The organism is Streptomyces sp. SL06, from assembly GCF_058244745.1.
Map to the genome: position 1 here is coordinate 145215 of NZ_JBSYOT010000002.1, position 26302 is coordinate 171516.

The window sequence follows — 26302 nt, forward strand, 5'->3', positions numbered from 1 at the left end:
ACGCCGGGTCAGGCGAGCTGGACCAGGAGGTCGCCGCCCTCGACCTGCTGGATGCGGTTGATGGCGAGCCTGGTCACCGTGCCGGCCTTCGGGGCGGTGATGGCGGCCTCCATCTTCATCGCCTCGATGGTGGCCACGGTGGCTCCGGCCGCCACCTCGTCGCCCTCGGCGACGGCGAGGGTGACTACGCCCGCGAACGGCGCCGCCACATGGCCGGGGTCTGACCGGTCGGCCTTCTCGGTGACGGGGACGTCGGAGGCCGCCGACCGGTCGCGCACCTGGATGGGCCGCAGCTGGCCGTTGAGGGAGGACATCACGGTGCGCATCCCGCGCTCGTCGGCGTCGCCGACCGCCTGCAACTCGATGAGCAGACGGACACCGGGGTCGAGGTCGACCGTGTACTCCTTGCCGGGGCGCAGCCCGTAGAAGAAGTCCTTGCTGTCCAGCACGCTGGTGTCGCCGAAGGTGCCGCGGTGGGTGTCGAACTCGCGGGCAGGGCCCGGGAACAGCAGCCGGTTGAGGGTCGCCCGGCGCTCCTTGGCCAGCCCGGTGCGGTCGTCCTCGGTCAGCTCCGGCAGCGGCCTGGCCTCGGCGCGGCCCCGAAGTGCCTTGCTGCGGAACGGCTCGGGCCAGCCGCCCGGCGGGGTGCCCAGCTCGCCGCGCAGGAAGCCGACGACGGAGTCGGGGATGTCGAAGCGGTCCGGTTCCGCCTCGAAGTCCGCCGGGGAGACACCGGCGCCCACCAGGTGGAGGGCCAGGTCGCCGACCACCTTGGAGGAGGGCGTGACCTTCACCAGGCGGCCCAGCATGCGGTCGGCGGCCGCGTACATCGCCTCGATGTCCTCGAAGCGGTCGCCGAGGCCGAGCGCGATCGCCTGGGTGCGCAGGTTGGAGAGCTGTCCGCCGGGGATCTCGTGGTGGTAGACGCGGCCGGTCGGGGAGGCGAGGCCCGCCTCGAAGGGCGCGTAGACCTTGCGGACGCTCTCCCAGTACGGTTCGAGATCGCCGACGGCCTGGAGGTCGAGGCCGGTGGGCCGCTCGGTGTGGTCGGTGGCGGCCACGATCGCCGACAGGGACGGCTGCGAGGTGGTGCCCGCCATGGAGGCCACCGCTCCGTCGACGGCGTCCGCGCCGGCCTGGATCGCGGCGAGGTAGGTGGCGAGCTGGCCGCCGGTCGTGTCGTGGGTGTGCAGGTGGACCGGCAGGTCGAACTCCCGGCGCAGCGCCGACACCAGCGTCGCGGCGGCCGGGGCCCGCAGCAGGCCTGCCATGTCCTTGACGGCCAGCACGTGCGCGCCGGCGTTTACGATCCGCTCGGCGAGCCGCAGGTAGTAGTCGAGCGTGTAGAGCCGCTCGGACGGGTCGGACAGGTCGGCGGTGTAGCACAGCGCCACCTCGGCGAGGGACGTGCCGGTCTCCCGTACGGCGTCGATGGCGGGCCGCATCTGGTCGACGTCGTTGAGGGCGTCGAAGATGCGGAAGATGTCGATGCCGGTGGCCGCCGCCTCCTGCACGAAGGCGTCGGTCACCTCCGTCGGGTACGGGGTGTAGCCCACGGTGTTGCGGCCGCGCAGCAGCATCTGGAGGCAGATGTTGGGCACCGCCTCCCGCAGGGCGGCCAGCCGCTCCCACGGGTCCTCGGCGAGGAAGCGCAGGGCGACGTCGTAGGTGGCGCCGCCCCAGCACTCCAGGGACAGCAGTCGGGGCAGGGTGCGGGCGACCACCGGGGCGACGGCGAGCATGTCCTTGGTGCGCACCCGGGTGGCGAGCAGCGACTGGTGGGCGTCGCGGAAGGTGGTGTCGGTGACGCCGATGGTGGGTGACTCGCGCAGCCTGCGGGCGAAGCCCTCGGGGCCCAGTTCGGCGAGCGACTGCCGGGAGCCGGCCGGGGGTTCACCTGCGGGCAGTGCCGGCAGCTTGGTCAGCGGGTCGACGAGTTCGGGGCGCTCGCCGTGCGGCTTGTTCACCGTGACATCGGCGAGATAGGTGAGCAGCTTCGTGCCGCGGTCGGCGGAGTGGCGGGCGGTGAGCAGGTGCGGGCGCTGCTCGATGAAGGACGTGGTGACCCGGCCGGCCCGGAAGTCGGGGTCGTCCAGCACCGCCTGGAGGAAGGGGATGTTGGTGGCGACGCCGCGGATGCGGAACTCGGCCAGGGCGCGCCGGGCGCGGTTGACGGCGGTGGTGAAGTCCCGGCCCCGGCAGGAGAGTTTGACCAGCATCGAGTCGAAGTGGGCGCTGATCTCCGTACCGGCGTGGGTGGTGCCGCCGTCGAGGCGGATGCCCGAGCCGCCGGGCGAGCGGTAGGCGCTGATCTGCCCGGTGTCGGGGCGGAAGCCGTTGGCCGGGTCCTCGGTGGTGATGCGGCACTGGAGCGCGGCGCCCCGCAGGGTGATGTTCTCCTGCGCGAGGCCGAGGTCGGCCAGCGTCTCACCGGCGGCGATGCGCAACTGGGCCTGGACCAGGTCGACATCGGTGACCTCCTCGGTCACCGTGTGCTCGACCTGGATGCGCGGGTTCATCTCGATGAAGACGTGGTTGCCGTTCCGGTCGACGAGGAACTCCACGGTGCCGGCGTTGCGGTAGCCGATCTGCCGGGCGAAGTTCACGGCGTCGGCGCAGATCCGCTCGCGCAGTCCCGGGTCGAGGTTGGGCGCGGGCGCCAGCTCGATCACCTTCTGGTGGCGGCGCTGTACCGAGCAGTCCCGCTCGAAGAGGTGGACGACGTCGCCCTGCCCGTCGGCGAGGATCTGCACCTCGATGTGGCGGGGTTCGACGACGGCCTTCTCCAGGAAGACCGTGGAGTCGCCGAAGGCCGAGGCTGCCTCCCGGGACGCCGCCTCGATGGCCTCGCGCAGTTGGCCGGGTTCCTCGACGCGGCGCATGCCGCGACCGCCGCCGCCCGCGACCGCCTTGACGAACACGGGGAAGCCGATGCCGTCGGCGGCGCGGACGAGTTCGTCCACGTCGGTGGAGGGCTCGCAGGAGCCGAGGACCGGCACCCCGGCCTCGCGGGCGGCGGCCACGGCGCGCGCCTTGTTGCCGGTCAGCTCCAGGATGCGGGCGCTCGGTCCGACGAAGGTGATCCCGGCCTCCTCGCAGGCACGGGCCAGTTCGGGATTCTCGGAGAGGAATCCGTAACCCGGGTACACCGCGTCGGCTCCCGCGCTGCGTGCCGCGCGGACGATCTCCTCCACGGAGAGGTAGGCGCGGACCGGGTGTCCCGGCTCACCGATCTCGTAGGCCTCGTCGGCCTTCAGCCGGTGCAGCGAGTTGCGGTCCTCGTGCGGGAAGACGGCGACGGTGCGCGCGCCGAGTTCGTAGCCCGCGCGAAACGCCCGGATCGCGATCTCACCGCGGTTGGCGACCAGCACCTTGCGGAACATTCTTGATCCCTTCAGCCTGCCGGGTGACGAGACCATCGTGTCGGCGCCGTCCCCGGTGCGCCATGTGAGCCGAGCCACTCCCGCCCCGGTGCCGTCGCGGCAGGCTCACAGGTCGGAGTCGATGCCGGTGACCACCGAGGGTCCCAGGGCCGTGCTGTCGCGGTCCAGTCCCGCGGCGCGCAGGGCGGAGTCCGCGACCTCCTGGGCGCGGTTCTCGGCGTGGGCCGTGGTGTCCGCCTCCACGGTGAGCCGGATGGTGAAGGTGCCGTCCTCGTTGACCGAGAGGACATCGAGGTCCTCCTCGTCCCCGAGGTGGGTGCGGTGCGGATCCGCGGGGCGCAGTGCCCGAGCCAGTTCCTTCTTCGTGCCGTCGGCGACGGCACCGGTGAACGTCCCCGGCACCGAGATGACGTACGTCGTCATGGCACCCTCCTTTCCTTCGGGTGTCCCTTCCCCCTACCCCGCCACCGCCTCCTCACCTCCTCCCGCCCCACTTCGGGGCTCGGGGGACCTCAGCGGACTTTGGGCGCTCTTTTAAGGCTTTCTGAAGATGACCTTCGAACAGCCGTTTACACCCCGGCCGCGTCCTAGGCTCACGAATCACCCCCCACAGTCCCGGTGGGCGCGGTCGCGTCCACCGGGTACGGGGCTCCGTCAGCCGACAGACAAGCCGAGGTGTCCTGCGTATGGGTTCCCGCCGAGCCGCTCGCCCGTCCCGCTCCCACGCCCGCCCGCGCGGAGGGCTCAGGACCCGCGGTACCGCGCTGGTGCTCGGTGCCGTCACGGTGACGGCGGGCGTCGGGATCACCCTGGCCGTCTCCGGCGGCGACGGCGGCGGTGCCTCGGACCGGGTCGCCACCAACGCGGCCGGGCAGGCACCGGGCGCCGAGGACGCGGCGGGCGACGCCACGCCGCTCGCGTCCGACCCGGCGAGCCCGAGCGCCTCGGCGAGCAGCTCACCGAGCGAGAGCGCGGAGCCGAAGAAGCAGCCGAAGAAGACGGAGAGTCCGGCGGCCGAGGCGTCCACGGCGGCCCCGCCCGCGCCGAAGGCCCCCGTGCGGACCACGGCGGACAGCGGCGGCGACCGGTCGGCGGGCGGTGGGGGCGGCGGCACGGGTTCGGGTACCGGGTCCGGCTCGGAGCCGGGATCGGGCTCCGGCACGGGAACGGGATCGGGTTCCGGCGTGACCGGTGGCCCCGAGGCGCAGGTCCTCGCGCTGGTGAACCAGGAGCGGTCCGCGGCGGGGTGCGCGCCGGTCACCGCGAACGACAGGCTGACCCGGGCCGCCGCCGACTACAGCGACGTCATGGCGAGCAGCGGCGTGATGTCCCACACGGGCCCCGACGGCTCCACCATGGCGAGCCGCGTCGAGGCGGCCGGCTACCAGTGGTCCACGCTCGGCGAGAACATAGCCCGCGGTCAGGCCGACGCCGCCTCGGTGATGGACTCCTGGATGAACAGCTCCGGCCACCGCGCGAACATACTCAACTGCTCCTTCAAGGAGCTGGGCGTCGGCGTCCACTTCGGCGACGGCGGCCCCTGGTGGACCCAGGACTTCGGCACCGCCCGCTGACGCCCCTCTCACCGCTCCGCGTCGTCACGCGCGCCGGCCAGCGCGAACGACACCCGCACCCGCGCACCCCCCAGCGGCGCGCGGCCGATCGTCAGCTCACCGTCCGCCGCGCGGGCTGCCCTGGCCACGATGTCCAGGCCGAGCCCGGTGGAACCGCCGACGCTGACCCCCCGGGTGAGCGCGGCCTCGGGATCCGCGACGCCCGGTCCGGCGTCGTCGACGGTGAGGAACACACAGCGGTCCTGCCGTTCCACGCGGACGGCGAAGGCGATGCCCTGCGGGGTGTGCCGGAAGACGTTGCCGATCAGGGCGTCGACGACGGCCGCGAGGTCGTCCTCGGGGAAGGCGACGGGAGTCGGCCGCGGTGTGAAGGAGCGCTCGTAGGAACGCCCCTGCTGGGTGGCGAGGACCGACCAGAACTCCAGTCGCATGGCGACGACCTCGGCGACATCGCAGGGTTTCGCCGTACCGGCCCCCGCCCCGCCCGGCTGTGCCGAGGCCAGCGGGGTGCGCGCCGCCGCGATGATCGAGTCCAGCTCGCTCTCCAGCTGTCCGGCCGCCTCCGTGACCCGGCGGGCGCTCGGCGTCGCGCCCATCCGGTCGGCCTCCAGATAGAGCGCGGTCAGCGGGGTGCGCAGCCGGTGGGAGAGGTCGGCGACCAGTTCGCGTTCGACGGCGAGCAGGTCGACGACGCGGTCGGCCATGGTGTTGAACGCCACTCCGGCCTCCTGCAACTCCGGCGGTCCGTCGGGTTCCACCCGTACGTCGAGGTCGCCGGAGCCGAGGGCGAGCGAGGCGCGCTTGAGGCCGCGGGAGGAGCGGACGACGCGGGCGCCGAGCCGGTCGGCGACCAGTACCGAGCCGCCGACCAGGCCCAGGGCGAGCAGTGCCATCACGCCCCACGAGGCGGCCACGCCCCGGGTGAGGTCGGCGGCGGGCACATAGGCCTCGACGACCGCGACCCGGTCGCCCCGCAGCACGACGGGCTGGAGGTAGACCCAGCCGTCCGAGGTGTCGACGGCGAGCGTCTCGCGCCCGCGCACGGCCCGGTCGAGGGCGTCTTCGGGGGCGTGCGGGGTCCCGACGAAGCCGCCGTCGGGCAGCCGTACGACGAGCTGCTCGGAGGAGCCCAGCTCGGCGACGGCCTGCTGCACGTCGGCGCGCCGGGTGGTGAGGGCCAGCACCGGCGACAGCGCCGAGGCGCGCTGCTCGGCGGCGGTGGTGACCCGGTCGCGGGCCTGTTCCCGGACCAGGAGGGCGAGCGGGATGAGGAAGGACAGCGCCACCATGGAGGTGACGGCCAGGGCGATCCCGGCGAGGGCGCGTCTCACGGCGAGCCGACCAGCTTGATGCCGATGCCGCGCACGGTGTGGAGATAGCGGGGCTTGCGCGCCTTCTCGCCCATTTTGCGGCGCAGTGCGGAGAGGTGGACATCCACCGTCTGGTCCTCCAGATACGGCTGCTGCCACACCTCGGCGAGTATGCGCTGCCTGGATATGACCTGGTCGGCGTTGGCGGCCAGATAGGCGAGCAGGTCGAACTCGCGGCGGGTGAGGGCCAGTTCGCGACCGTCCAGGTGCACGGTGCGCGCGGTGGGGTCGATGCGCAGGCCGGCGACCCGGAGGACGGGCCGCCGCGCGGCTTGGACATCGGCGGGCACCGACCGGCGCAGCACGGCGGCGAGCCGGGCCGCGAGCTGGCCGCCGGAGAACGGTTTGACCATGTAGTCGTCGGCCCCGGCGTTGAGCAGCCGGATGATCTCGTTCTCGTCGTCGCGGGCGGTGGCCACCAGCACCGGGACGCGGGAGATGCCCCGGATCATCCGCAGCACGTCCAGTCCGTCGAGGTCGGGCAGCCCGAGGTCGAGCACCACGATGTCCGGTGGGCTCTGGGTGATGTCGCGCAGCGCCTCGAACCCCTGGTGGGCGGTCTTCACCGCGTAGCCGTGTCCGGTCAGGACCTCGATCAGCGCGGCCCGGATCACGGGGTCGTCCTCGACGACAAGTACGGAGGCCATGAGCAGGCACGTTAGCCGGTCCGTCACTATGGTGTCGTGTCCCGCCTGCTGCGCTACCTGTTCATCTGGATGTCGTGCACGGCCGCCAGCGTCACGGCCGTCATCATCACGATCCACTTCGTGGTGGGCTCGACCCGGCCGACCGCGCCGGTCGCGCAGTCGGCGCCCAAGGAGCTTCCCGCGACCCCCCGGCCCACTCCCTCCCCCACCGCGAAGCCCTCCCCCAGCGCGTCGGCGACCAGCCGGCCGCCGAGCCCGACGCCGTCCCGCACCAGCGAGCAGCCGCCCGAGCCGACTGCGACGCCTCCGCCGACGCCGAGCGCGCCCGCCACGTCCCCGCGGCCCCCGGCGGGCGAGGGCGACCCGGGCTGCGAGGAGGACGGCTCGGGCGTGTACACGGTGCCGTCCGAGGGCGGCAAGGCGACCGTGCGGTTCGGCGGCAGCGGGGTGTGCCTGGTCTCCGCGGTGCCGAACCAGGGCTTCACGGTGAGTACGGAGCAGGGCGAGCCGCAGACGTTGACGGTGACCTTCTCGGCGAGCCGCCACCGCTCGGAGATCACCGCGACGACGCAGCCGCAGAGCCAGGCCGGGGTGCGCGAGGTGTCGTGGTGACACCCGCCGGCACCCGCCCGGACCCCGGACACCCGCCGCCGGCCCGGCCGGGCCGGGCCGGGCGACGAGGCTCAGCACCGACCGCATCGCGCGGCGCACGGCCTCGCGGGACTCCTCGGTCGGGTCGCGGGTCTCGAAGGCGTGGTGGCCGTGCGGTACGTCGACCACCTCGACGTGCGCGCCGCGGTCCTCGGCGACCGGCCCCGGTCCCAGCCCGAGGCGCACCGGGCCGCCGGACCCCGGGGCGCGGCCGTGCTGCACGCGGGGCCGGCGGAGGCGTACGAGCCGGCCGGCGCCCACCTGCGCGGGGGCCGGGCACCGCACCCGGGTGAGGCGCTGGACGGTTTCGTCGCGGCCTGCACCGACGCGTACGGCGTACGGCGTACGGGACACTCCGGGCTTCCGGCGTCTGCCGGCCGGGCAGCTCGCGGCCGACCCGCGGCTCGACGGCCACTGGGAGCTGGTGGCCGAGGTGGTCACCGCACCGGCCGGCCGGCCGGAGCCGACCCCCGGGAGCGCGCACGACTGGCTGCTCGCGGCGCTGGCCGCGCAGACGGGGGCGCCGGTGCGGGATCAGGGCACGTCGTCCCGCCAGTCGAAGCGGCGGGGGTCGCCCGCTCTCGGCGCGTACACGGAGCGGCCCCCCGGGCCGTAGCGGCCCACCTCCGTCGCCAGGGACACTCCCCGGCCGCGCCCTCCGTCGGCGAGGTCCGTCTCCGTGAGGTCCGTGACGTCCAGCAGCAGCCCGTCCAGGGGGCCGCCCACCAGATGCGCGTAGACGCGTCCGGCCCGCGGCCCGGGGTCGTCGTGGTCGGCGCCGTAGACCCTGCCCCGCATGAACTCCACCTCATCATCCATGACGCGCAGTCTCACATCCGCCACTGACAACGGCGCGGCCCTTGGGGACCGGGGGCCGCTAGAGGGGCGGCGGCGGGTCGTCGAGCAGTTCCAGCAGGCAGCGTGCGGCCTGGTCGGCCGTCGGGGCGCCGGTGGGGCCCGAGGCGGTGGGGAAGAGCCTGCCGTAGGCGGCGGCGCGGGTCAGGGCGCTCAGCCGCCAGGCGAGGCGCACCGCGCGCCGCAGTTCCGCCGCGGTGCGTCCGGCGCCCGTCCACGGCTCCAGGTAGGCGTCGCGCAGCCGCGGCAGTACGTGCGGTCCGTAGCGTTCGCGGGCCCGGCGGGCGGGAACCGACAGGCTGCAGAAGGGGTGGGAGACGACGGCGTCGCCCCAGTCGAAGAAGGTGAACCTGCCAGGACCGGGGTGGAAGAGCTGACCGTCGTGCAGGTCGGCGTGGTCGAGGGAGTCGGGGACGCCCAGGGCCGCGAGTTCCGCGCACCAGTCCACGAGGCGGGGGCGCAGTCCCCGCGGTTCCGCCCGCTCCTGAGCCCGCGGCGAGGGGCCGGCGAGCCGGTCGAAGACGCCGGGCAGCGCGGTGGCGGGCGTGCCGGGGACGCCGAGCCGTACGATCTCCGGTGCGCGCGGTGCCAGGGCGTACTGCATGGCCGCGTACTGGCGCAGGAGTTCCTCCCACGTGCCGGGGCCGACGGGCTCCCGGGCGAGTACGTCCCGGAAGAGCGGTCCCCCGTCGGGCAGCAGCGACCAGCCGCGGCCTGCTTCCACGGCCAGCGGCTCCAGGACGTGCCGGGGCGTCCAGCGGGCCAGTGCCGCGGTCAGCGGGCCCTCGAAGGCGCCGGCCGGCGGGTTCGCCTTGAACCAGACGGCGTCGCGCCCCGCGACGGGCAGCCGGACCAGGACGGACCACGGCCGCAGCCGCACCCGGCGCTCCCCCGTCGGCCGCAGGCCCCGTGCGGCCAGCTCGCCCTCGGCCCAGCCGAGGGCGGCGGTCCGCCAGGCCGGGTCGTCCCACGGGGTCACCGGGTCCGGGTAGCGCCCCCGGTCCACGTGCACGGGCAGGTCGCCGGTCATCACGCCATCCCAGCAGACCGTGCCCGCCGCGGCCACCGCGTTTCCGGGCCGGCCGGTGCGGGCCGGCCCGGACGCGGGTGGATCAGACCAGGTCGAAGCGGTCCAGGTTCATGACCTTGACCCAGGCGGCGACGAAGTCGTGCACGAACTTCTCCTTGGCGTCGTCGGCGGCGTAGACCTCCGCCACGGCGCGCAGTTCGGAGTTGGATCCGAAGACGAGGTCCGCGCGGCTGCCGGCCCACTTGGTCTCACCGGTGACGGAGTCGCGGCCCTCGAAGGTGTTCTGGTCCTCGGAGGTCGCCTTCCAGGTCGTGCCCAGGTCGAGCAGGTTGACGAAGAAGTCGTTGGTCAGCGACCCGGGGGTCCTGGTGAGGACGCCGAGCTGCGACTGCTGGTGGTTCGCGCCCAGGACGCGCAGACCGCCGACGAGGACGGTCAGCTCGGGCGCGCTCAGGGTCAGCAGGTTGGCCCGGTCGATCAGCAGGTACTCGGCCGGCAGCCGGTTGCCCTTGCCGAGGTAGTTGCGGAACCCGTCGGCGGTCGGCTCCAGCGCGGCGAAGGACTCCACGTCGGTCTGCTCCTGCGACGCGTCCGCCCGTCCCGGTGTGAAGGGGACCTCGATCTCGAAGCCGGCCTCCTTGGCGGCCCGCTCGACGCCCGCGCCGCCGGCGAGCACGATCAGGTCGGCGAGGGAGACCCGCTTGCCGCCGCTCTGCGCGGCGTTGAAGGCCTCCTGGACGCCCTCCAGCGTGCGCAGCACCGAGGCCAGCCGGTCGGGGTCGTTGACCTCCCATCCGTTCTGCGGCTCAAGGCGGATGCGCGCGCCGTTGGCGCCGCCGCGCTTGTCGCTGCCGCGGAACGACGAGGCCGACGCCCACGCGGTGGAGACCAGGTCGGAGACCGTCAGGTCGGAGGCGAGCACCTGGGCCTTGAGGGCTGCGACGTCCGCGGCGTCGACGAGTTCGTGCGTGACCTCGGGCAGCGGGTCCTGCCACAGCAGGGTCTCGGCCGGGACCTCCGGGCCGAGGTAGCGCACGGCCGGGCCCATGTCGCGGTGGGTCAGCTTGAACCACGCCCGTGCGAAGGCGTCCGCGAACGCGTCGAAGTCGTCCTTGAAGCGGCGCGAGATCTGCTCGTAGGCGGGGTCGAAGCGCAGCGAGAGGTCGGTGGTCAGCATCGTCGGCTGGTGGCTCTTGGACGGGTCGTGGGCGTCGGGGACCGTGCCCGCGCCGGCGCCGTCCTTGGGCCGCCACTGGTGGGCGCCCGCGGGGCTCTTGAACAGCTCCCACTCGTATCCGAAGAGGATCTGGAAGAAGCTGTTGTCCCAGGTGGTCGGGGTGTCCGTCCAGATGCCCTCAAGGCCGCTGGTGATCGCGTCGCCGCCCTTGCCGGTGCCGAAGGTGCTGCGCCAGCCGAGGCCCTGCTCCTCGATGGGGGCGGCCTCGGGGTCGTCGCCGACGTGGTCGGCGGGGCCCGCGCCGTGGGTCTTGCCGAAGGTGTGGCCGCCGGCGATCAGGGCGACGGTCTCCTCGTCGTTCATCGCCATCCGGCGGAAGGTCTCGCGGATGTCGCGGGCCGCCGCGACCGGGTCCGGGTTGCCGTTCGGGCCCTCCGGGTTGACGTAGATGAGGCCCATCTGGACGGCGCCGAGCGGGTTCTCCAGCTCGCGGTCGCCGGTGTAGCGCTGGTCGTCGAGCCAGGTGGTCTCGGGACCCCAGTACACGTCGTCCTCGGGCTCCCAGAACGTCCGCGCGGCCGCCGGCGTAGCCGAAGGTCTTCAGTCCCATCGACTCCAGGGCGACATTGCCCGCGAGGATCATCAGGTCGGCCCACGACAGGCTCTGGCCGTACTTCTTCTTGACCGGCCACAGCAGGCGGCGTGCCTTGTCCAGGTTGCCGTTGTCCGGCCAGCTGTTGAGCGGTGCGAAGCGCTGCTGGCCGGCTCCGGCGCCACCGCGGCCGTCGCTGATCCGGTAGGTGCCGGCGCTGTGCCAGGCCATACGGATGATGAACGGGCCGTAGTGCCCGAAGTCGGCGGGCCACCAGTCCTGCGAGGTGGTCAGCACCTCGGCGATGTCCCGTTTCACGGCCGGCAGGTCGAGCGACTTGAACGCCGCGGCGTAGTCGAACTCCTCGCCCAGCGGGTTGGACACGGCGGGGTTCTTGGCGAGGATCTTCAGATTGAGCCGCTCCGGCCACCACTGACGGTTTCCGCCACCCTGCGTGGGGTGCGGGGCGCGGGTGTGGGCGACCGGGCAGCCGCCCGCCTCCTCTGTCTTCGCGTCGGTGACGATGGCGTCGTGGTTCTCGGACATGGAAATCCTTCCAGAACGGGGCGGATCAAGGTGCCGGGGTACTGCCCGGGGTGGAGCAGTCGGGGGTGGAGCAGTCGGGGCACAGACCCCGGTAGACGACCTCGGCGGCGTCCACCGAGAAACCGTGGTCGCCGGACGCGGTCAGGCAGGGGGCCTCTCCGACGGCGCAGTCGACGTCGGCGATCGCACCGCAGGACCGGCACAGGACGTGGTGGTGGTTGTCCCCCACCCGTCCTTCGAACCGCGCCGGGCTGCCCGGCGGTTGGATGCGGCGCACGAGTCCCGCCGCGGTGAGCGCGTGCAGCGCCTCGTACACGGCCTGGAGGGAGACGTGGCCGACACGCCGGCGCACTCCGGCCGCGATCGCCCCGGCCTCGAGGTGATCGCCCTGCCGGACGGTCTCGAGCAGGGCGACACGGGCGGCGGTCACGCGCAGCCCGGCGCCCCGCAGTTCCTCGGCGACGGCCGGATCCCGGGGTGCGGTCATGGCGGTGAACCTACTCCCGTAAACACGATTCATTCAAGGAAACGAACATTTCCGTTCTGATGGCCGGGCGGGATCCGGGGCGCGGCCGTCCGGGGCACGACTCCGGGCCGCCGCTTCCGGGCCTGCCCCGGGGAGGGCGAACGGTCGTGGTAGACAACGTCGGTGAGGGGCACCTGGGCGGAATATCCCGTTCCGGCGCAGCGTGACAACAGGAGTGAGTGAGCAGCCCGTGCTACTGAAGACGTTCCGCTGGGCCTTCGCCGCCACCGCCCTGGGGCTTGCCGCGGGAGTGCTGTACGGCGGGTGGACCGCCTTCGGCCTCGTGGCGATCCTCGCCGTGCTGGAGGTCTCGCTGTCCTTCGACAACGCGGTCGTCAACGCCGGGATCCTGAAGAAGATGAACGCCTTCTGGCAGCGGATCTTCCTCACCGTCGGCATCCTCATCGCCGTCTTCGGCATGCGGCTGGTCTTCCCGGTCGTGATCGTGTCGGTGAGCGCCCGGCTCAACCCGTGGGCCGCGGTGCGTCTGGCGCTCACCGACAAGGACCGCTATCAGGAGCTGGTGACGGACGCCCATCCGTCGATCGCGGCCTTCGGCGGCATGTTCCTGCTGATGATCTTCCTCGACTTCGTCCTCGAGGACCGGGAGATCAAGTGGCTGGGCCGGCTGGAGCGCCCGCTGGCCAGGCTCGGCAAGGTCGACATGCTGTCGGTCTGCGTCGCGCTGATCGTGCTGCTCGTCTCCTCCGTCGCCTTCGGCGCCCATGCCCACCAGCACGGCGGCACCCATGCCGACAAGGCGGAGACGGTGCTGCTCGCGGGCATCGCCGGTCTGATCACCTACATGATCGTCGGCGGCCTCTCCGGCTACTTCGAGGACAGACTCGAAGAGGAGGAGGAGCGCGAACAGGCCGCCGAGGAGGAGGCCGAACGAGCCGGCCGGTCCCGCTCGGGCGTGGCTCTCACCGGCAGGGCCGCGTTCTTCATGTTCCTGTACCTGGAGGTGCTGGACGCGTCCTTCTCCTTCGACGGGGTCATCGGCGCCTTCGCCATCACCAACGACATCGTCCTGATGGCCCTCGGCCTCGGCATCGGCGCCATGTACGTCCGGTCGCTGACCGTCTACCTGGTCCGCCAGGGCACCCTCGACGACTACGTCTTCCTGGAGCACGGCGCGCACTACGCCATCGGCGCCCTCGCCGCCATCCTCCTGGTGACCATCCAGTTCCAGATCAACGAGATCATCACCGGCCTGGTCGGCGTGGTCCTGATCGGCTCCTCCTTCTGGTCCTCGGTGCGCCGCAACCGCGCGCTCACGTCGGCCTCCTGACCCCGCCCCCGGTCACCGCAGGCGCCTGATGTCCCCGCGCACCCGGTAGAAGCCGCCCGAGGCGGCGTGCAGCGCGTCGACCACGTACCGGGTGCCGGGCTCCCGTATGGCCCTCGGGAACTGGACGTTCCACGAGGGGTCGTACCCCTGCGACACCACGTGGATCCGGGTCCGTCCGTTCTCCTGGACGCACTCGACGACGACCGAGCCGGCGGGCGCCGCGGAGACGGTCGTCACGGCGGCGGCCGCGGTGGCGGGCTCGTACGTCGGCAGGGTGGCGGCGAGCTTGACGTCGCGGACGACGGGCACCGATCCGCGCTGCGCGTCCGTGACCGCCGCCTCGCTCGCGTCCACGCACACCAGGGAGCCGTCCGTGGTGACCAGGAAGAGCCGCTCGTCGCGGTACTGCATCGACAGCGCGGAGCCGCCGCCGGTGCCCAGCTTCCACAGGCGGGTGCCGTCCCGGTCGAAGCAGTACACCGAGGAGGCGGAGTCCCCGGCGAAGACGAACCGGCCGCCGGGCGAGGTGGCGCACGAGTACACCGGGCTGTCGCACTGGTAAGTGGCCTCGACGGCGCCGGTCGCCTTCGACAGCCGCTGGACCGTGTGCCGCGCGGTCCCCGCGTACACCGCGTCGTCCTCCTGCCAGCCGAAGAGGACCGCGCCCCGCGTGGGCGTGTGCCACAACTCGGCGCCGCCGTCCGGGGCGTGGGCCGTCACACCGCGCGTGTGTCCGTGGTAGACGGCCCGGTCGTCGGCGCGCACCATCCAGGCGTGCTCGCCGCGCCCGCCGCGCGCCCACTGGTGCTCGTCCTCGTGATCGATGACGGTGAGCCGGCCGGCGCGGTCCGCGACGTTCAGCACGCCCTCGTGGATGTCGAGCCAGAAGATGTCCACGTCCGCCGCGATGTCGTAGGCCGCGAAGGGCAGTTTGGACGACAGGTCGTACACCCGGCCGTCGTCGCAGCCGGCGTAGATCCAGAAGTCGTCGGCGACCAGGCACTTGACGCCGTCCGGCAACTGGTAGCGGGCGAGGACCTCGCCGCCGTGCGCGAGGGTGTAGACGTTGCCCGCCTGGTTCCCCACCCAGCAGCGCTCTTCGTCGATGTGGATGCCGAAGGCCGCCGAGCCCGTGCGGAAGCGCCACAGCACGGGGGCGACCGCGCGGGCCGTGGACGGCGCCGAGGCGACCTGCCGGCGGCTGACCGCGCGGGGTGCGCGCCGGCCCCGCACGGCGGGGGTGTACCCCTTGCGCACCTTCTCGCCGATCTTCTTGGCGGCGGCCGCCTCCGCCTTCTGGGCGGTGGGGAAGGTCGACGTTCGGGTCTGTCCGTGGGCGCCGATCCGGCCGTACCGCACGGAGACGACCTGCCCCTGGACGGCGACCTCGTAGAACTTGTGCGCACCGCCACCGTCCTGCGACAGCTCCAGATACGTCTTCGACATGACAGACCTCTCCCCGGGCCGGACCCGCGGCGTGTTCCGCGGGTCCCACTGCTCGAACAGTAGGGGGACCCACTGACAACGGGCGCCGGGCCGACCCGCACCCTTGATTTCGCGTACATGACAGGTTTGTTGACAGCCCGTCAATCCCCTTGTCCCACAACGGCGGACGCCCGAGGCTGATCCACGACCGAGAACGGAACGCAACGTTCCCGGTCGTGTGCGCGATCCCGTGCACACCCCCACAGTCGCGCGCCAGACCCCGGTGCGCGCCGCCTGGAGGAGGACTCCCTCGTCATGGCACGACTGCGTAGCAAGAGAATCCGGCTCGCCGCACTGACCGGTGCGGCGGCCCTCGCCCTCACCGGTGGGCTCACCGCCCTGCCCGCCCACGCCGCTCCGGCCGAGGGCACCGTCCTCGCCGCCGGTTCACCCACGGCGGTCAAGGACAGCTACATCGTCACGCTCGGGAAGAACGCCGGCCTCAAGGCGTCCTCCACCGCGGGCAAGGACCTCGTCGAGGAGTACGGCGGCAAGGTGCGCAAGACCTTCGGCAGCGCGCTGAACGGCTACAGCGCCACCCTGTCCGCCACCGAGGCCAGGCGACTGGCCGCCGACCCGGCCGTGGCCTCGGTCGAGCAGGACCAGCGCGTGCAGATCACCGAGACCCAGTCCAACGCCCCCTGGGGCCTGGACCGCATCGACCAGACCTCCCTGCCGCTCTCCGGCACCTACACCTACCCGGACAGCGCGGGCACCGGCGTCACGGCGTACGTCATCGACACCGGCGTGCGCATCACCCACCAGCAGATCAGCGGTCGTGCCTCCTACGGGTACGACGCCGTCGACGGCGACAACATCGCCTCGGACGGCAACGGCCACGGCACCCATGTGGCCACCACGATCGCGGGCACGACCTACGGCGTCGCCAAGAAGGCGAAGGTCGTGGCCGTGCGGGTGCTGGACAACAACGGGTCGGGCACCACGGCCGGAGTCATCGCCGGCATCGACTGGGTGACCGCGAACCACTCGGGCCCCTCGGTCGCCAACCTCTCGCTCGGCGGCGGTGCCTCCGCCACCCTGGACACGGCGGTGCGCAACTCCATAGCCAGCGGCGTCACCTACGCCGTGGCGGCGGGCAACAGCAACGCCAACGCCTCCTCCTACTCCCCCGCCCGGGTCACGGAGGCCATCACCGTCGGCGCCACCACCAACACGGACGCCAGGGCGAGCTACTCCAACTACGGGGCGGTGCTGGACGTCTTCGCGCCCGGTTCCTCCATCACGGCGGGCTGGAACACCAGCGACACCGCGATCAGCACCATCTCCGGTACGTCGATGGCGACTCCGCACGTGGCCGGTGCCGCGGCGGTCTATCTGGCGGGCCACACCTCGGCCACGCCGGCCCAGGTGGCCACCGCCCTGGTGAACGGCGCGACCAACGGCGTGGTGGGCGGCGCGGGCACGGGTTCGCCGAACCGCCTGCTGAAGCTCGTGCCGTGATCCGATGACGACACGATGACCGAGTGACGCCGTGCCCCGGGGCCCTTGCGCCCCGGGGCACGGCCGGCGTCGCGGTCCGGGTCAGCCCGACCGCTCGACGCTCCACATGGGCACGGCCTCGAAGAACCCGACGGCCTCCGCACGCCACCGCGGACGCCAGCTCTCGGCCACCAGGCGGGCCTGCCGCGCGTACCGCCGCATGTCCGCCTCCAACAGCGCGGCCACGCCCCGGCGTTCGCCGATGTCACGGATGGCGGCGATCGTCGCGGATGTGCAGTCCGGGTTGCCGAGGGCGTCCTCCACCAGGGCGCGTTCCGAGCCGGTCACGCTGGACAGCAGTCGTGCCACCGCGTAGCTGCGCCTGCCCTCGCGGATGTCGGTGCCGGTCGGCTTGCCCATCGCCGCCGCGTCGCCGAACAGGTCCAGGTGGTCGTCGCGCATCTGTCCGCAGATGCCGACCAGCCGCGCGTAGTGACGCAACTCCTCGTCGTACGCGTCCGGTTGCTCGCCCGCGGCCAGGAGCCCTAGGCGCAGCGGCGCGAGGACCGAGTAGCGGGCCGACTTGTGGTCGGCGACGTCGTGCAGGACCTCGTCGTCCGGGACCTCGGGCGTGAAGTCCCGCTCCAGGTCGACGATCTGGCCCACGAAGGTGTCGGCCGCGGCCCGGGTCTGGACCTCCACCATGGCCTGCCGCGTCTCGACCGGAAGCGCGGCGTCCAGGAGCACCCGCAGGGAGAGCGCGAGGGCCAGGTCGCCGGCGAGCACGGTGAGGCCGAGGGCCGCCCGCGGGTGCCCGGGGAACCTGTCCCGGTAGGCGTAGTAGGTGGTGGGGCCGCCCCGGCGGGTGGCGCTGTCGTCGATGAGGTCGTCGTGCACCAGGCCGTGGGTCTGCAGCAGCTCGATGCTCAGCGCGGCGGCGTCCAGTGCCCCGACCGGCTCGGTGGTCACCAGACGGGCGGCCTCGTGCAGCAGGACGACCCGCATCCGCTTGCCGCCCCGCAGCGACAGGTCGCGCAGCAGGTCGAGGCAGTCCGGGGTGAAGCGGCTGAAGGACGGGGTGTCCAGGGTCTTGCCCAGCGTGTCGAAGTACTCCGCGAAGAGCGTGTTGAACCGGCGCTCGTACCGGGCGACCCGGTCCAGCGGTTGCTCGGTCATGACGAAGTCCTCCTGAAAGACGCGGCGGATGGCCCGCCCCGCAGTCTGTCAGGAGGTGCGCGCGGGGCCCGACCCCGCCGGTCGCGGGAGCGGGCCCCGTCTTGCCCGGTTCAGCGCTCCTCGCGGAACAGGACGTGTTCCGCCGCCACCGGGTCGTACTTGCGCAGGACGAGCCGGTCGGGGTCGTTGAGCCGGTTCTTGCGCGTCACATAGGTGACGCCGGTCCCGGCCGTCGACTTCAGCCGGACGACCGGGCGTGCGGTGCTGCGTGCCATGGGAACTCCTTCCGACCGCACACGCGGCGACGGTTCTGACCCGCGCATGTCAGCCATGTGACTCAACACCGTCCTCCGGCGTCGCATTCCCGCAGGTCCCGACCGGCGGCCGGCGGACCCCGCCGTCCACCCCGCACGACCGGGCACCCGGCCGTGGCCGCGGGGCGCCCGTGCTCCGCCGCGGCGTGTCAGACGACGTGGCCGTCGGGGCGTACCAGCACCCTGCGTACGGCGCTCCACCGCGGGTCGGCGTCCACCGGGCGGACGGTGTGGCGCCGGGTGCCGTGCGGCAGCGGACGGCCGGCCGGCACCGCGTCGAGTCCCGTGTGACCGTCGAGTTCGAGCAGCAGGTGCCTGCCGTCCCGCAGCAGCGAGAAGAGGCCGCCGCCGTCCGCGAAGGCCAGGTCCGGGGCCCGGCTGCCGGCCAGCGGGTGGGCGTCGGCGGGGTCGGCCGGGGGGTAGCGGACCGCCAGGGCGCTGAGGCGTTCGGCGAGCGCGCGGGAGAAGTCCGGGACGGTGCCGATCAGATCGGACAGGACGCTGCGCAGCGCCTGCCCCTCGGGCGAGTAGCCGGTCATGAGCGCGGTCTGCGCGCGGGTGGAGGTGAGCAGGTCCGCGCCGACGGGATGGCGTTCGGCGTGGTAGGTGTCGAGCAGCCCCTCGGGGGCGGTGCCGAGCACGGTCGCGGCGAGCTTCCAGCCGAGGTTGGTGGCGTCCTGGAAGCCGACGTTGAGTCCCACGCCCCCGGCGGGGAAGTGCATGTGCGCCGCGTCGCCCGCGAGCAGCACGCGGCCCTCGCGGTAGGCGGCGGCCTGGCGGGTGGCGTTGCCGAAGCGGGACAGCCAACGGGGCTCGCGCATGCCGAAGTCGTCGCCCAGGACGTGCCGTACCCGTTCGCGCGCCTCCTGTGGCGTCAGCTCCCCCGGGTGGCCCGCGCGCCGGTCCTGCGGGACGTGGCCCACGAAGCGGGTGATCCCGCCCGGCATGGGCACGGCCATGAGACCGCCGTCCGGCCCGGAGGCGCTGAGGGGCAGGTCCGGGGTCCGGTCGAGGACGACGTCGCCGAGCCAACCCCAGACGGTCGCGTCGGTGCCGGGAAAGTCGATGCCGGCGGCCCGGCGGACCAGGCTGCGGGTGCCGTCGCAGCCCACGACGTAACGCGCCCGCAGGACGTGGTGCCCCTCGGGCCCCTCGGCCTCGATCCGTACGGCTCGCGGCCCCTGCTCCAGCCCCGTCACCCGGTGTCCGCGCAGGACGCGGGCGCCCCGGGAGCGGGCGTGCTCCTCAAGGAGGGCCTCGGTGCGCTCCTGCGGCAGGAACAGGGTGAAGGGGTAGGGGGTGTCGAGCACCCGGAAGTCCAGGCGGTTGTCCAGGGAGCCGAAGTGGCCCGTGGGCACCGGCATGCCCTCGCCGACGAAGTCGTCCGCGAGGCCGCGCATGCCGAGGATCTCCAGCGTCCGGGGATGGAGGGTGAGCGCCTTGGAGTGCGGATCGCGTTCCGTACGCGCCTCCAGCACGGTCACCGGCACGCCCTGCAGCCTCAGCTCCGCCGCCAGCCACAGCCCGGTGGGACCGCCTCCGACCACGACGACCTCTTCGATGTTCTCCACGGCGGACACCCTTCTTGGTCACTGACCAACACGACTCCCCGTACTAAACTAGGTCAGTGACCAAAAAGCAAACGGACCCTTCCCCCCGCACCCGTCTGACCCCGGCCGCCGTCGTGGACGAGGCCCTGCGCCTGCTCGACGAGGAGGGGCTGGAGGCCGTCACCACGCGTGCCGTCGCCGACCGGATGGGCGTCCGGATGAACACGGTGCTGTGGCACGTCAAGACGAAGACGCGGCTGCTGGAGCTGATGGCGGACGCCGTCGCCGGCACGATCACCTACGAGGCGCTGCCCGAGGGGCCGGGCGAGCGGGCGCGCGAGCTGATGCGCCGCTACCGCCGCTCCCTGCTCGCCCACCGCGACGGCGCCGCGCTGGTGGCCGGCACCTACGCCCCCGACCCGCACACCCTGCGCTTCGCAGACACCCTCGTCGCCGCCCTCGCGCGGCACGCGCGCACCGGGGACACCGCGGCCTGGACCCTCTACGCCCTCGTCTACTTCACCCTGGGCCTCGCCCAGGAGGAACAGGCCGCAGGCAGCGCGGACGAGCACCGGCTGCGCGAGGCGGTCGCGGCCGGCCCGTATCCCGCCCTCGCCGCGTCCCTGTCCACCCTGACCAGCCACAGCTTCGACGCCCGCTTCGAGGACGGCGTCGAGCGCATCCTCGGCGGCGGTGCCGGCCGGGACTGACCTCCACGCGGTCTGTCGGGGTGAGCGCGTCCTCAATAGCCTGGTGAGGCAAGGCCGTTGTCGACCGAGGAGCCTCATGTCCACCGCGCAGCAGGTACCCGACATCCTCTCCCCCGAGTTCGCGGCGAACCCCTATCCGGCCTACCGGGTGATGCGGGACAGCGCCCCGCTCATCTGGCACGAGCCCACGCGGAGCTGGATCGTCTCGCGCTACGAGGACGTGGAACGCGTCTTCAAGGACCGCGACGGGCAGTTCACGACGGAGAACTACGACTGGCAGATCGAGCCGGTGCACGGCAGGACGATCCTCCAGCTGAGCGGCCGAGAGCACGCGGTCAGGCGCGCGCTGGTCGCCCCGGCCTTCCGCGGCACCGACCTGCGGGAGAAGTTCCTGCCGGTGATCGAGCGCAACTCCCGCGCGCTCATAGACACCTTCCGGCACACCGGCCGCGCCGATCTGGTGACGGACTACGCGACCCGCTTCCCCGTCAACGTCATCGCGGACATGCTGGGCCTGGACAAGGCCGACCACGACCGGTTCCACGGCTGGTACACGACGGTCATCGCCTTCCTGGGCAACCTCGCGGGCGACCCGGAGGTCGCGGCGGCCGGTGCGCGCACCCGGGTGGAGTTCGCCGAGTACATGTTCCCGATCATCCGGGAGCGCCGGGAGAATCCGGGCGACGACCTGCTGTCCACCCTGTGTGCCGCGGAGGTCGACGGGGTCCGGATGAGCGACGAGGACATCAAGGCGTTCTGCAGTCTGCTGCTCGCGGCGGGCGGCGAGACCACCGACAAGGCGATCGCGAGCATCTTCGCCAACCTGCTGTCCCACCCGGAGCAGTTGGCGGCCGTGCGGGCGGACCGCAGCCTCGTCCCCCGGGCCTTCGCCGAGACGCTCCGCCACACCCCGCCGGTCCACATGATCATGCGTCAGACGGCCACCGAGGTCGCCCTCAGCGGCGGCACCATACCGGCCGGTGCCACCGTCACCTGTCTGATAGGCGCGGCCAACCGGGACGAGAGCCGCTACCGCGACCCGGACCGGTTCGACATCCTGCGCGACGACCTGACCGCGACGACCGCCTTCTCGGCCGCCGCCGACCATCTCGCCTTCGCGCTCGGCCGGCACTTCTGTGTCGGGGCGCTGCTGGCGAAGGCCGAGGTCGAGACCGGGGTGAACCAACTCCTCGACGCCATGCCCGACCTGCGGCCCGCCGACGGCTTCGACGTGGTGGAGCGCGGGGTGTTCACCCGGGGCCCGCAGTCGCTGCCGGTGCGGTTCACGCCCCGCGCGGCCTGACGGACGGCGCGGGCGCTCAGGCCACGACGGGGGTGAAGAGGGCGGGCAGGGCGGTCAGACCGCGCATCCAGATGGACGGGCGCCAGGTCAACTCCTCGGGCTCCACGGCGAGTACGAGGTCGGGAAGGCGTTCCAGCAGGGTCTCGACCGCGGTGCGGGCGATGACGTCGGCGAGCAGCGGGGCCGGGTAGGGGCACCGGTGCTCGCCGTTGCTGAAGGACAGGTGCGCGGAGTTCTCGGCGCCGACGTGCGCCTCCGGCCAGAGCTGCGGGTCGGTGTTGGCCGCTGCCAGGCCGAGGACGAGGCAGTCGCCGGCGCGGATCTGCCGGCCGCCCAGCTGGGTGTCGTTGACGGCCCAGCGGCCGATGAAGTTCTGGGTGGGGGTGTCCAGCCACAGCACCTCGTTGAGTGCCTCGCCCACGCTGAGCCGCCCGCCCGAGACGTTCAGGGCGAAGCGTTCGTCGGTGAGCAGAAGTCTGAGGGTGTTGCCGATCCAGTTGGCGGTGGGCTGCTGGGCGGCGGCGATCACGGAGATCAGGTCCTGCACCGTCTCCTCGTCGGTCAGTCCCGCCGGGTGGGTCAGCATCCGCGAGGTGACGTCGGGGCCGGGCCGCTCGCGCTTGTGCCTCACCAGCCGGTGGATGCGCTCCCCCACCCGCGCGTACGCGGCGACCGGGTCGTCGCCCTCCGCCGCGTCGAGGGAGACGCGCAGGTCCTCGACGAGCTGGAGGGTGTCGGCGCCGCTGTGCGGCATCCCGCACATGCGCACCGCGGCGCGCATCGGCAGGGCGTGCGCGTAGTCGCTCATCAGCTCGGCCCGGCCGCTGCCGGCGAAGGCGGCGATGAGCAGGTCGGCGAGCTGACGGCAGTCCCGGGCCAGCTCGAACTGGTCGATGCCGGCCAGCGCCTGGGTGATCACGCCGGCCCGCCGCCGGTGCTCCTCGCCCTCGGTGAACAGGACGGAGGGCTGGTGGCCGACGTAGGGCATGAGCGGCCAGTCGGGCGGGATGGCGTCCCACTGGTTCCAGCGGCGCGAGTCCCGGGCGAACAGCTCGTCGTGGCTGGTCACGTAGCTGACCTCGGGATAGCCGAGGACCAGCCAGGCGGGGATGGAGCCGTCGAGGAGCACGGGCGCGACGGAGCCGTGCTCGCCCCGCAGCCCGCGGTACAGCTCCGACGGCGACTGCTGGTACTCCAGCCCGGCCAGCGGTACGGCGTCCGGGTGCGCGGGGCAGCCGGGTGCGGCGGTGCGGTGGAAAGCGGGGTCGATGTCGGTCACGATGTGCTCTCCTGGGCCAGGGCCAGTTGGTAGAGGTGGTCCACGAGGGTGACCAGCACGTGCTTGCCCGAGGTCCGCACCCGCGCGTCGCAGTCGATCAGCGGCACGTCCTCGGGCAGCGCGAGTGCCAGTCGGATCTCGTCCAGGGAGTGCCGGGCGCGGTCGTCGTCGAAGCGGTTGACGGCCACCACGAACGGGGTCCTGTGGTGTTCCAGCCGGTCTATCGCGTACCAGGAGTCGTCCATCCGGCGGGTGTCGACGAGGACGACCGCGCCCAGGGTGCCGGAGAACAGCCGGTCCCACAGGAACCAGAAGCGTTCCTGGCCCGGGGCGCCGAAGAGGTAGAGCACCATGCGGTCGTTGAGGCTGATCCGGCCGAAGTCGAAGGCCACGGTCGTGGTGGTCTTCGCGGTGACCTCGCCTGTCTCGTCGACGCCGACGCCGGCCTGGGTCATCACCTCCTCGGTGTTGAGCGGCCGGATCTCGCTGACGGAGCGGACGAGGGTGGTCTTGCCGACTCCGAAGCCGCCCACGACGACGATCTTCAGCCCGGTCTCCGCGGCGTCGGCCAGCGGTTTGCGGCCGGCGGCGGGGATGTCGGCGGTCTCTCCGCAGGACGTGTCGGAGGTCGTGCCGGGGGACGTGTCAGAGGTTGCGGAGCCCATGGAGCACCTCCTGGAGAAGGGCGGTATCGGGGTGCGACGCGGCGGACTGCCCCAGGCGCGGATGGCGGGCGGTGATCCTTCCGGTGACGAGCAGGTCGCCGAGCAGGATGCGGACCACCGTGATCGGCAGTCCCAGCTCGGCGGCGACCTCGACCACCGCCGTGGGGTGCCGGCACAGGTCGAGGATGCGGACGTGTTCCGACTGCTGGCCGGCCGACGGTTCGCATTCGCTGACCACCAGGGTGACGAGGTCGAACGAGTCGTCGGCGCGGCTGCGTCCGCCCGTGACCGTGTAGAGCCGGTCGGGTGCGCCGGTGTCCACGGGCCTGCGTGTCACGACGAGCTGCTCCCGGGGACGGCGTGGCGCGGCTCGGCCCGCAGGTGCTCGCCGATCTGCTCGACCATCTCGGTCATCTGGTGGCCGACCACGCCGGGATCGGCGTCCTCCACCGCCACGACGGCCAGGTGTGCGCCCTCGCCGGCCTCCACGATGAACAGCAGTCCGCCGTGGAACTCGGTCATGGAGTGCCGGACGCCGCCGGTTCCGTTGCCGAACTCGACGGAGGCGCCCTGGGCGAGGGCCTGAATGCCCGAGCAGATGGCGGCGAGTTGGTCGGCGCGGTCCAGGGTGAGGTGTTCGGTCCAGCAGAGCTTGAGTCCGTCGCGGGAGAGGACGAGGGCGTGTCGGGTGCCGGGGGTGCGGTCCAGGAGGTTCTGCAGAAGCCAGGTGAGGCTGTTGTCGGTGGTCTGCATGATGGGTGAGGGGACGGTGGTTGCTGGTTCTCCGGTCACCGGCCCGTTCCTCCAATCTCGTCAGCTCTAGGGGCGGGGGGGCGCCGATACGCGCCGTGCGGTGGGGGCGCGCGGTCTACCCGGAGGCGGGCGGTTCGGATGCGGGCGCCCCGCCGGCCGCCCCTGACCGGCGCCCGCGGTGGAAGGCGCCGAAACTGGACCCGGCGTCGCGCGAGACGGTCGTCGTCGGGTGGGCGGGCTCCCGGTGCTGGTCGCCGCGTTCACGCTCGGCCTCGGCCATCGTGCGGCCCGGGGAGCGCATGGGCAGGCCGCCCGGTGTGGCGGGCACGGCGCGCAGCGGTGGCGGCTGTTCGGGGAGTCCGGTCCGCTCGGGGTCCCGGACGTTCCGCACGTCCGGGACGCGCCGCGTGAACGCCGGGACCTCCGCGGCGGGGGCGGGGCCGGGAACGGTGGAGGCGCCGCCGAAGGTGCGGCCGGCGGGCATGGCGGGTCCCGGGTCCCGCTGCTGGGCGAGCAGTTGCGGCGGCACCAGGACGACGACTCCCGTACCGCCGCGCGAGGAGGGCCGGTAGCTCACGCCGACGCCGTACTTGGCGGCGAGCCGTCCGACCACGGCGAGGCCCAGCCGGGTGCCCTGGAGGGAGGCCAGGTCGTTCATCCGTCCCGACACCGCCTGTTCGGCGTGGCGCATGGCCGCGTCGGCCATCTTCAGTCCGCTGTCCTCGATGGTGATGACGATTCCGGCGGTACGTTCCTCCACGTAGACGTGGACCTCGTCGATGGGGGGCGAGAAGTTGGCGGCGTTGTCCATGAGTTCGGCGAGGAGGTGCATGACGCCCTCCGCCGCGTATCCGGAGATGGCGGCGGTGGTGGAGCAGTGCATCCGGACCCGCTGGTAGGCGGCGATCCGGCCGACGGCGCCGCGCAGGATGCTCTCCATCACGATCGGCCTGTTCCAGGCCCGGCTGGAGCGTCCGCCCATCAGCAGGGCCAGGCGGTCGGTGATGAGGCCGAGTTGGGAGGTGCTGTGGTCCAGGCGCAGCAGATCGCCGAGGACCTCCTCGCCGTGACGATCCTGCATGTCCCTCAGATCGGCGAGCATGCCGACGGCCTTGGCCTGGACGCGGCTGAGGGACTTGGCGGAGGCGGCCTGCGCCGCGGCGGTGCGCCGTTCGCTGTGCGCCAGTTCCCGCACGAAGAGTTCGGCGCAGGCGCGCAGTTGCGGGCTGTGCGGCCATTCCAGTTCGGCGAGGACGATGTCCGCCGAGGTGCCGTCGCGCAGTTTCGCCACGGCGGCGGGCAGGGTGGCGCCGGTCAGGTGTTCCAGCTCCGCGGTGTTGCGGCGGGTCTCCCGCAGGGCCTGTTGGTGCCGGGACTCGGCGTCCGCGGCGTGCCGTACGGCGTCCTGCGCCAGCACGGCGAAGCTCTGCGCGACCTGGCGCAGGTGCGGACCGGGGACCGGTGCGGTGTTCGCGACGGCCTCGTCCGCGCCCGTACCGTCGCGCACCTGCTGGGCGATGCCCGGCAGGGCGACGTTGACCAGGTGCACGAGGCCCGCGTTCTCGTGCGCGAGCCTGGCCTTGAGGGCGCTGATCTCCGTTCTGCGGTCCGCCGCGGTCCGGCGCGCCCGTTGCACCAGGTGGGAGCCGAGGACGACGGCCACGGCGACGCACAGCCAGGAACGTCACGGCGAGGGTCGCGGTCCAGCTCCGGGCGGACCCGGGCGCCGCCGCCCAGGCCGCACCGGCGGCGGCCGCGGCCGCGGGCAGCACGACGAGGGGCACGGCGGGCGTGGAGCGGCGGGCTTTCTGCGTCCGGGGCTGGGTGGGGGGTGCAGACACTGACATTCCGCGGTCCCTCTGGTACTTGAGAGCGGGGGAAAGGGCCGATCGGCATGCGTCGGCCGCGGGTCGGAGCCGTTCCACCGGAGGGATGTCGATCACTCCGGCGGGCTTGCGGCTCATGCTAGTCACCGCCTCGTGAGC

21 protein-coding genes and 3 pseudogenes are annotated in these 26302 nt (G+C 72.8%); 6 read left to right on the forward strand and 18 right to left on the reverse strand.

What is annotated here, in order from left to right:
* Positions 1-8: 8 nt before the first annotated feature.
* Together AC4IHM_RS01005 and AC4IHM_RS01010 are read right to left on the reverse strand one after the other, a co-directional pair.
* Positions 9-3383, reverse strand: coding sequence for a pyruvate carboxylase (locus tag AC4IHM_RS01005; protein ID WP_490865174.1), 3375 nt, complete (start codon positions 3381-3383; stop codon positions 9-11).
* Between the two features lie 105 nt (positions 3384-3488).
* Complete coding sequence (locus AC4IHM_RS01010) at positions 3489-3806, reverse strand: hypothetical protein (protein ID WP_490865175.1); 318 nt, start codon at positions 3804-3806, stop codon at positions 3489-3491.
* Between the two features lie 263 nt (positions 3807-4069).
* Between AC4IHM_RS01010 and AC4IHM_RS01015 the strand changes: the two genes are divergently transcribed.
* Positions 4070-4957, forward strand: a complete 888-nt coding sequence (locus AC4IHM_RS01015) for a CAP domain-containing protein (RefSeq protein ID WP_490865176.1) — start codon at positions 4070-4072, stop codon at positions 4955-4957.
* A gap of 8 nt (positions 4958-4965) precedes the next feature.
* Here AC4IHM_RS01015 and AC4IHM_RS01020 read toward each other — a convergent pair whose 3' ends face one another.
* From AC4IHM_RS01020 to AC4IHM_RS01030, 3 genes are read right to left on the reverse strand one after another with little or no spacing between them, the layout of a single operon-like run.
* On the reverse strand, positions 4966-6288 hold the full coding sequence (locus AC4IHM_RS01020) for a sensor histidine kinase (RefSeq protein ID WP_490865177.1): 1323 nt from the start codon (positions 6286-6288) through the stop codon (positions 4966-4968).
* The gene (locus tag AC4IHM_RS01025; protein WP_490865178.1) at positions 6285-6974 is read right to left on the reverse strand and encodes a response regulator transcription factor; all 690 of its coding nucleotides are present in this window, start codon (positions 6972-6974) and stop codon (positions 6285-6287) included. The genes AC4IHM_RS01020 and AC4IHM_RS01025 overlap by 4 nt, the downstream gene beginning before the upstream one ends.
* Before the next feature lie 53 nt (positions 6975-7027).
* Entirely contained in the window at positions 7028-7534 is a 507-nt protein-coding gene (locus tag AC4IHM_RS01030) for a hypothetical protein (protein ID WP_490865179.1), read from the reverse strand.
* A 262-nt stretch (positions 7535-7796) separates the two neighbouring features.
* Here AC4IHM_RS01030 and AC4IHM_RS01035 point away from each other — a divergent pair.
* Positions 7797-8241: pseudogene (locus AC4IHM_RS01035) on the forward strand (MerR family transcriptional regulator); the annotation flags it as partial.
* Here AC4IHM_RS01035 and AC4IHM_RS01040 read toward each other — a convergent pair.
* The 4 genes and pseudogenes from AC4IHM_RS01040 to AC4IHM_RS01055 all read right to left on the reverse strand — a co-directional run bounded on the left by AC4IHM_RS01040 (position 8160) and on the right by AC4IHM_RS01055 (position 12312).
* Positions 8160-8444 carry a hypothetical protein gene (locus AC4IHM_RS01040; RefSeq protein ID WP_490865180.1) on the reverse strand — a complete coding sequence of 95 codons (285 nt, stop codon included), beginning with the start codon at positions 8442-8444 and terminating at the stop codon, positions 8160-8162. The pseudogene AC4IHM_RS01035 and the gene AC4IHM_RS01040 sit on opposite strands and share 82 nt — an antisense overlap.
* A gap of 58 nt (positions 8445-8502) precedes the next feature.
* Complete coding sequence (locus tag AC4IHM_RS01045; RefSeq protein ID WP_490865181.1) at positions 8503-9510, reverse strand: phosphotransferase; 1008 nt, start codon at positions 9508-9510, stop codon at positions 8503-8505.
* 82 nt (positions 9511-9592) lie between these two features.
* A pseudogene (gene katG, locus AC4IHM_RS01050) lies at positions 9593-11825 on the reverse strand (catalase/peroxidase HPI).
* Between the two features lie 25 nt (positions 11826-11850).
* Complete coding sequence (locus AC4IHM_RS01055) at positions 11851-12312, reverse strand: Fur family transcriptional regulator (RefSeq protein ID WP_490865182.1); 462 nt, start codon at positions 12310-12312, stop codon at positions 11851-11853.
* Positions 12313-12541: 229 nt separating this feature from the next.
* Here AC4IHM_RS01055 and AC4IHM_RS01060 point away from each other — a divergent pair, with 229 nt between their 5' ends.
* Entirely contained in the window at positions 12542-13642 is a 1101-nt protein-coding gene (locus AC4IHM_RS01060) for a DUF475 domain-containing protein (protein ID WP_490865183.1), read from the forward strand.
* Positions 13643-13654: 12 nt separating this feature from the next.
* On the opposite strand, the gene AC4IHM_RS01065 is transcribed toward AC4IHM_RS01060, so the two are convergent.
* Positions 13655-15088 carry a WGR domain-containing protein gene (locus tag AC4IHM_RS01065; RefSeq protein ID WP_490865184.1) on the reverse strand — a complete coding sequence of 478 codons (1434 nt, stop codon included), beginning with the start codon at positions 15086-15088 and terminating at the stop codon, positions 13655-13657.
* A 294-nt stretch (positions 15089-15382) separates the two neighbouring features.
* On the opposite strand from AC4IHM_RS01065, the gene AC4IHM_RS01070 reads away from it, so the two are divergent.
* On the forward strand, positions 15383-16588 hold the full coding sequence (locus AC4IHM_RS01070; RefSeq protein WP_490865185.1) for a S8 family peptidase: 1206 nt from the start codon (positions 15383-15385) through the stop codon (positions 16586-16588).
* A gap of 81 nt (positions 16589-16669) precedes the next feature.
* Here the strand turns inward: AC4IHM_RS01070 and AC4IHM_RS01075 are convergent, their stop codons facing one another.
* The 3 genes from AC4IHM_RS01075 to AC4IHM_RS01085 all read right to left on the reverse strand — a co-directional run bounded on the left by AC4IHM_RS01075 (position 16670) and on the right by AC4IHM_RS01085 (position 19619).
* Positions 16670-17743 carry a polyprenyl synthetase family protein gene (locus AC4IHM_RS01075; protein ID WP_490865186.1) on the reverse strand — a complete coding sequence of 358 codons (1074 nt, stop codon included), beginning with the start codon at positions 17741-17743 and terminating at the stop codon, positions 16670-16672.
* A 110-nt stretch (positions 17744-17853) separates the two neighbouring features.
* Positions 17854-18018, reverse strand: coding sequence for a 50S ribosomal protein L33 (gene rpmG / locus AC4IHM_RS01080; protein ID WP_490865187.1), 165 nt, complete (start codon positions 18016-18018; stop codon positions 17854-17856).
* A 188-nt stretch (positions 18019-18206) separates the two neighbouring features.
* Positions 18207-19619 (reverse strand): FAD-dependent monooxygenase, encoded by a 1413-nt coding sequence (locus tag AC4IHM_RS01085; protein ID WP_490870729.1) that lies wholly within the window; start codon positions 19617-19619, stop codon positions 18207-18209.
* 65 nt (positions 19620-19684) lie between these two features.
* On the opposite strand from AC4IHM_RS01085, the gene AC4IHM_RS01090 reads away from it, so the two are divergent.
* Entirely contained in the window at positions 19685-20317 is a 633-nt protein-coding gene (locus AC4IHM_RS01090; RefSeq protein ID WP_490865188.1) for a TetR/AcrR family transcriptional regulator C-terminal domain-containing protein, read from the forward strand.
* A gap of 76 nt (positions 20318-20393) precedes the next feature.
* Positions 20394-21620, forward strand: coding sequence for a cytochrome P450 (locus tag AC4IHM_RS01095; RefSeq protein WP_490865189.1), 1227 nt, complete (start codon positions 20394-20396; stop codon positions 21618-21620).
* 16 nt (positions 21621-21636) lie between these two features.
* Here AC4IHM_RS01095 and AC4IHM_RS01100 read toward each other — a convergent pair whose 3' ends face one another.
* From AC4IHM_RS01100 to AC4IHM_RS01120, 5 genes and pseudogenes are all read right to left on the reverse strand, one after another.
* On the reverse strand, positions 21637-22899 hold the full coding sequence (locus AC4IHM_RS01100) for a cytochrome P450 (RefSeq protein ID WP_490865190.1): 1263 nt from the start codon (positions 22897-22899) through the stop codon (positions 21637-21639).
* Positions 22896-23564 (reverse strand): GTP-binding protein, encoded by a 669-nt coding sequence (locus tag AC4IHM_RS01105; RefSeq protein ID WP_490865191.1) that lies wholly within the window; start codon positions 23562-23564, stop codon positions 22896-22898. The genes AC4IHM_RS01100 and AC4IHM_RS01105 overlap by 4 nt, the downstream gene beginning before the upstream one ends.
* Positions 23545-23901, reverse strand: a complete 357-nt coding sequence (locus tag AC4IHM_RS01110) for a DUF742 domain-containing protein (RefSeq protein WP_490865192.1) — start codon at positions 23899-23901, stop codon at positions 23545-23547. Before AC4IHM_RS01110 ends, AC4IHM_RS01105 begins: the two co-directional genes overlap by 20 nt.
* Positions 23898-24317: a roadblock/LC7 domain-containing protein gene (locus AC4IHM_RS01115; RefSeq protein WP_385955326.1), complete on the reverse strand. Its 420-nt coding sequence runs from the start codon at positions 24315-24317 to the stop codon at positions 23898-23900. Before AC4IHM_RS01115 ends, AC4IHM_RS01110 begins: the two co-directional genes overlap by 4 nt.
* Positions 24318-24432: 115 nt before the next feature.
* Positions 24433-26164: pseudogene (locus AC4IHM_RS01120) on the reverse strand (sensor histidine kinase).
* Positions 26165-26302 lie beyond the last annotated feature (138 nt).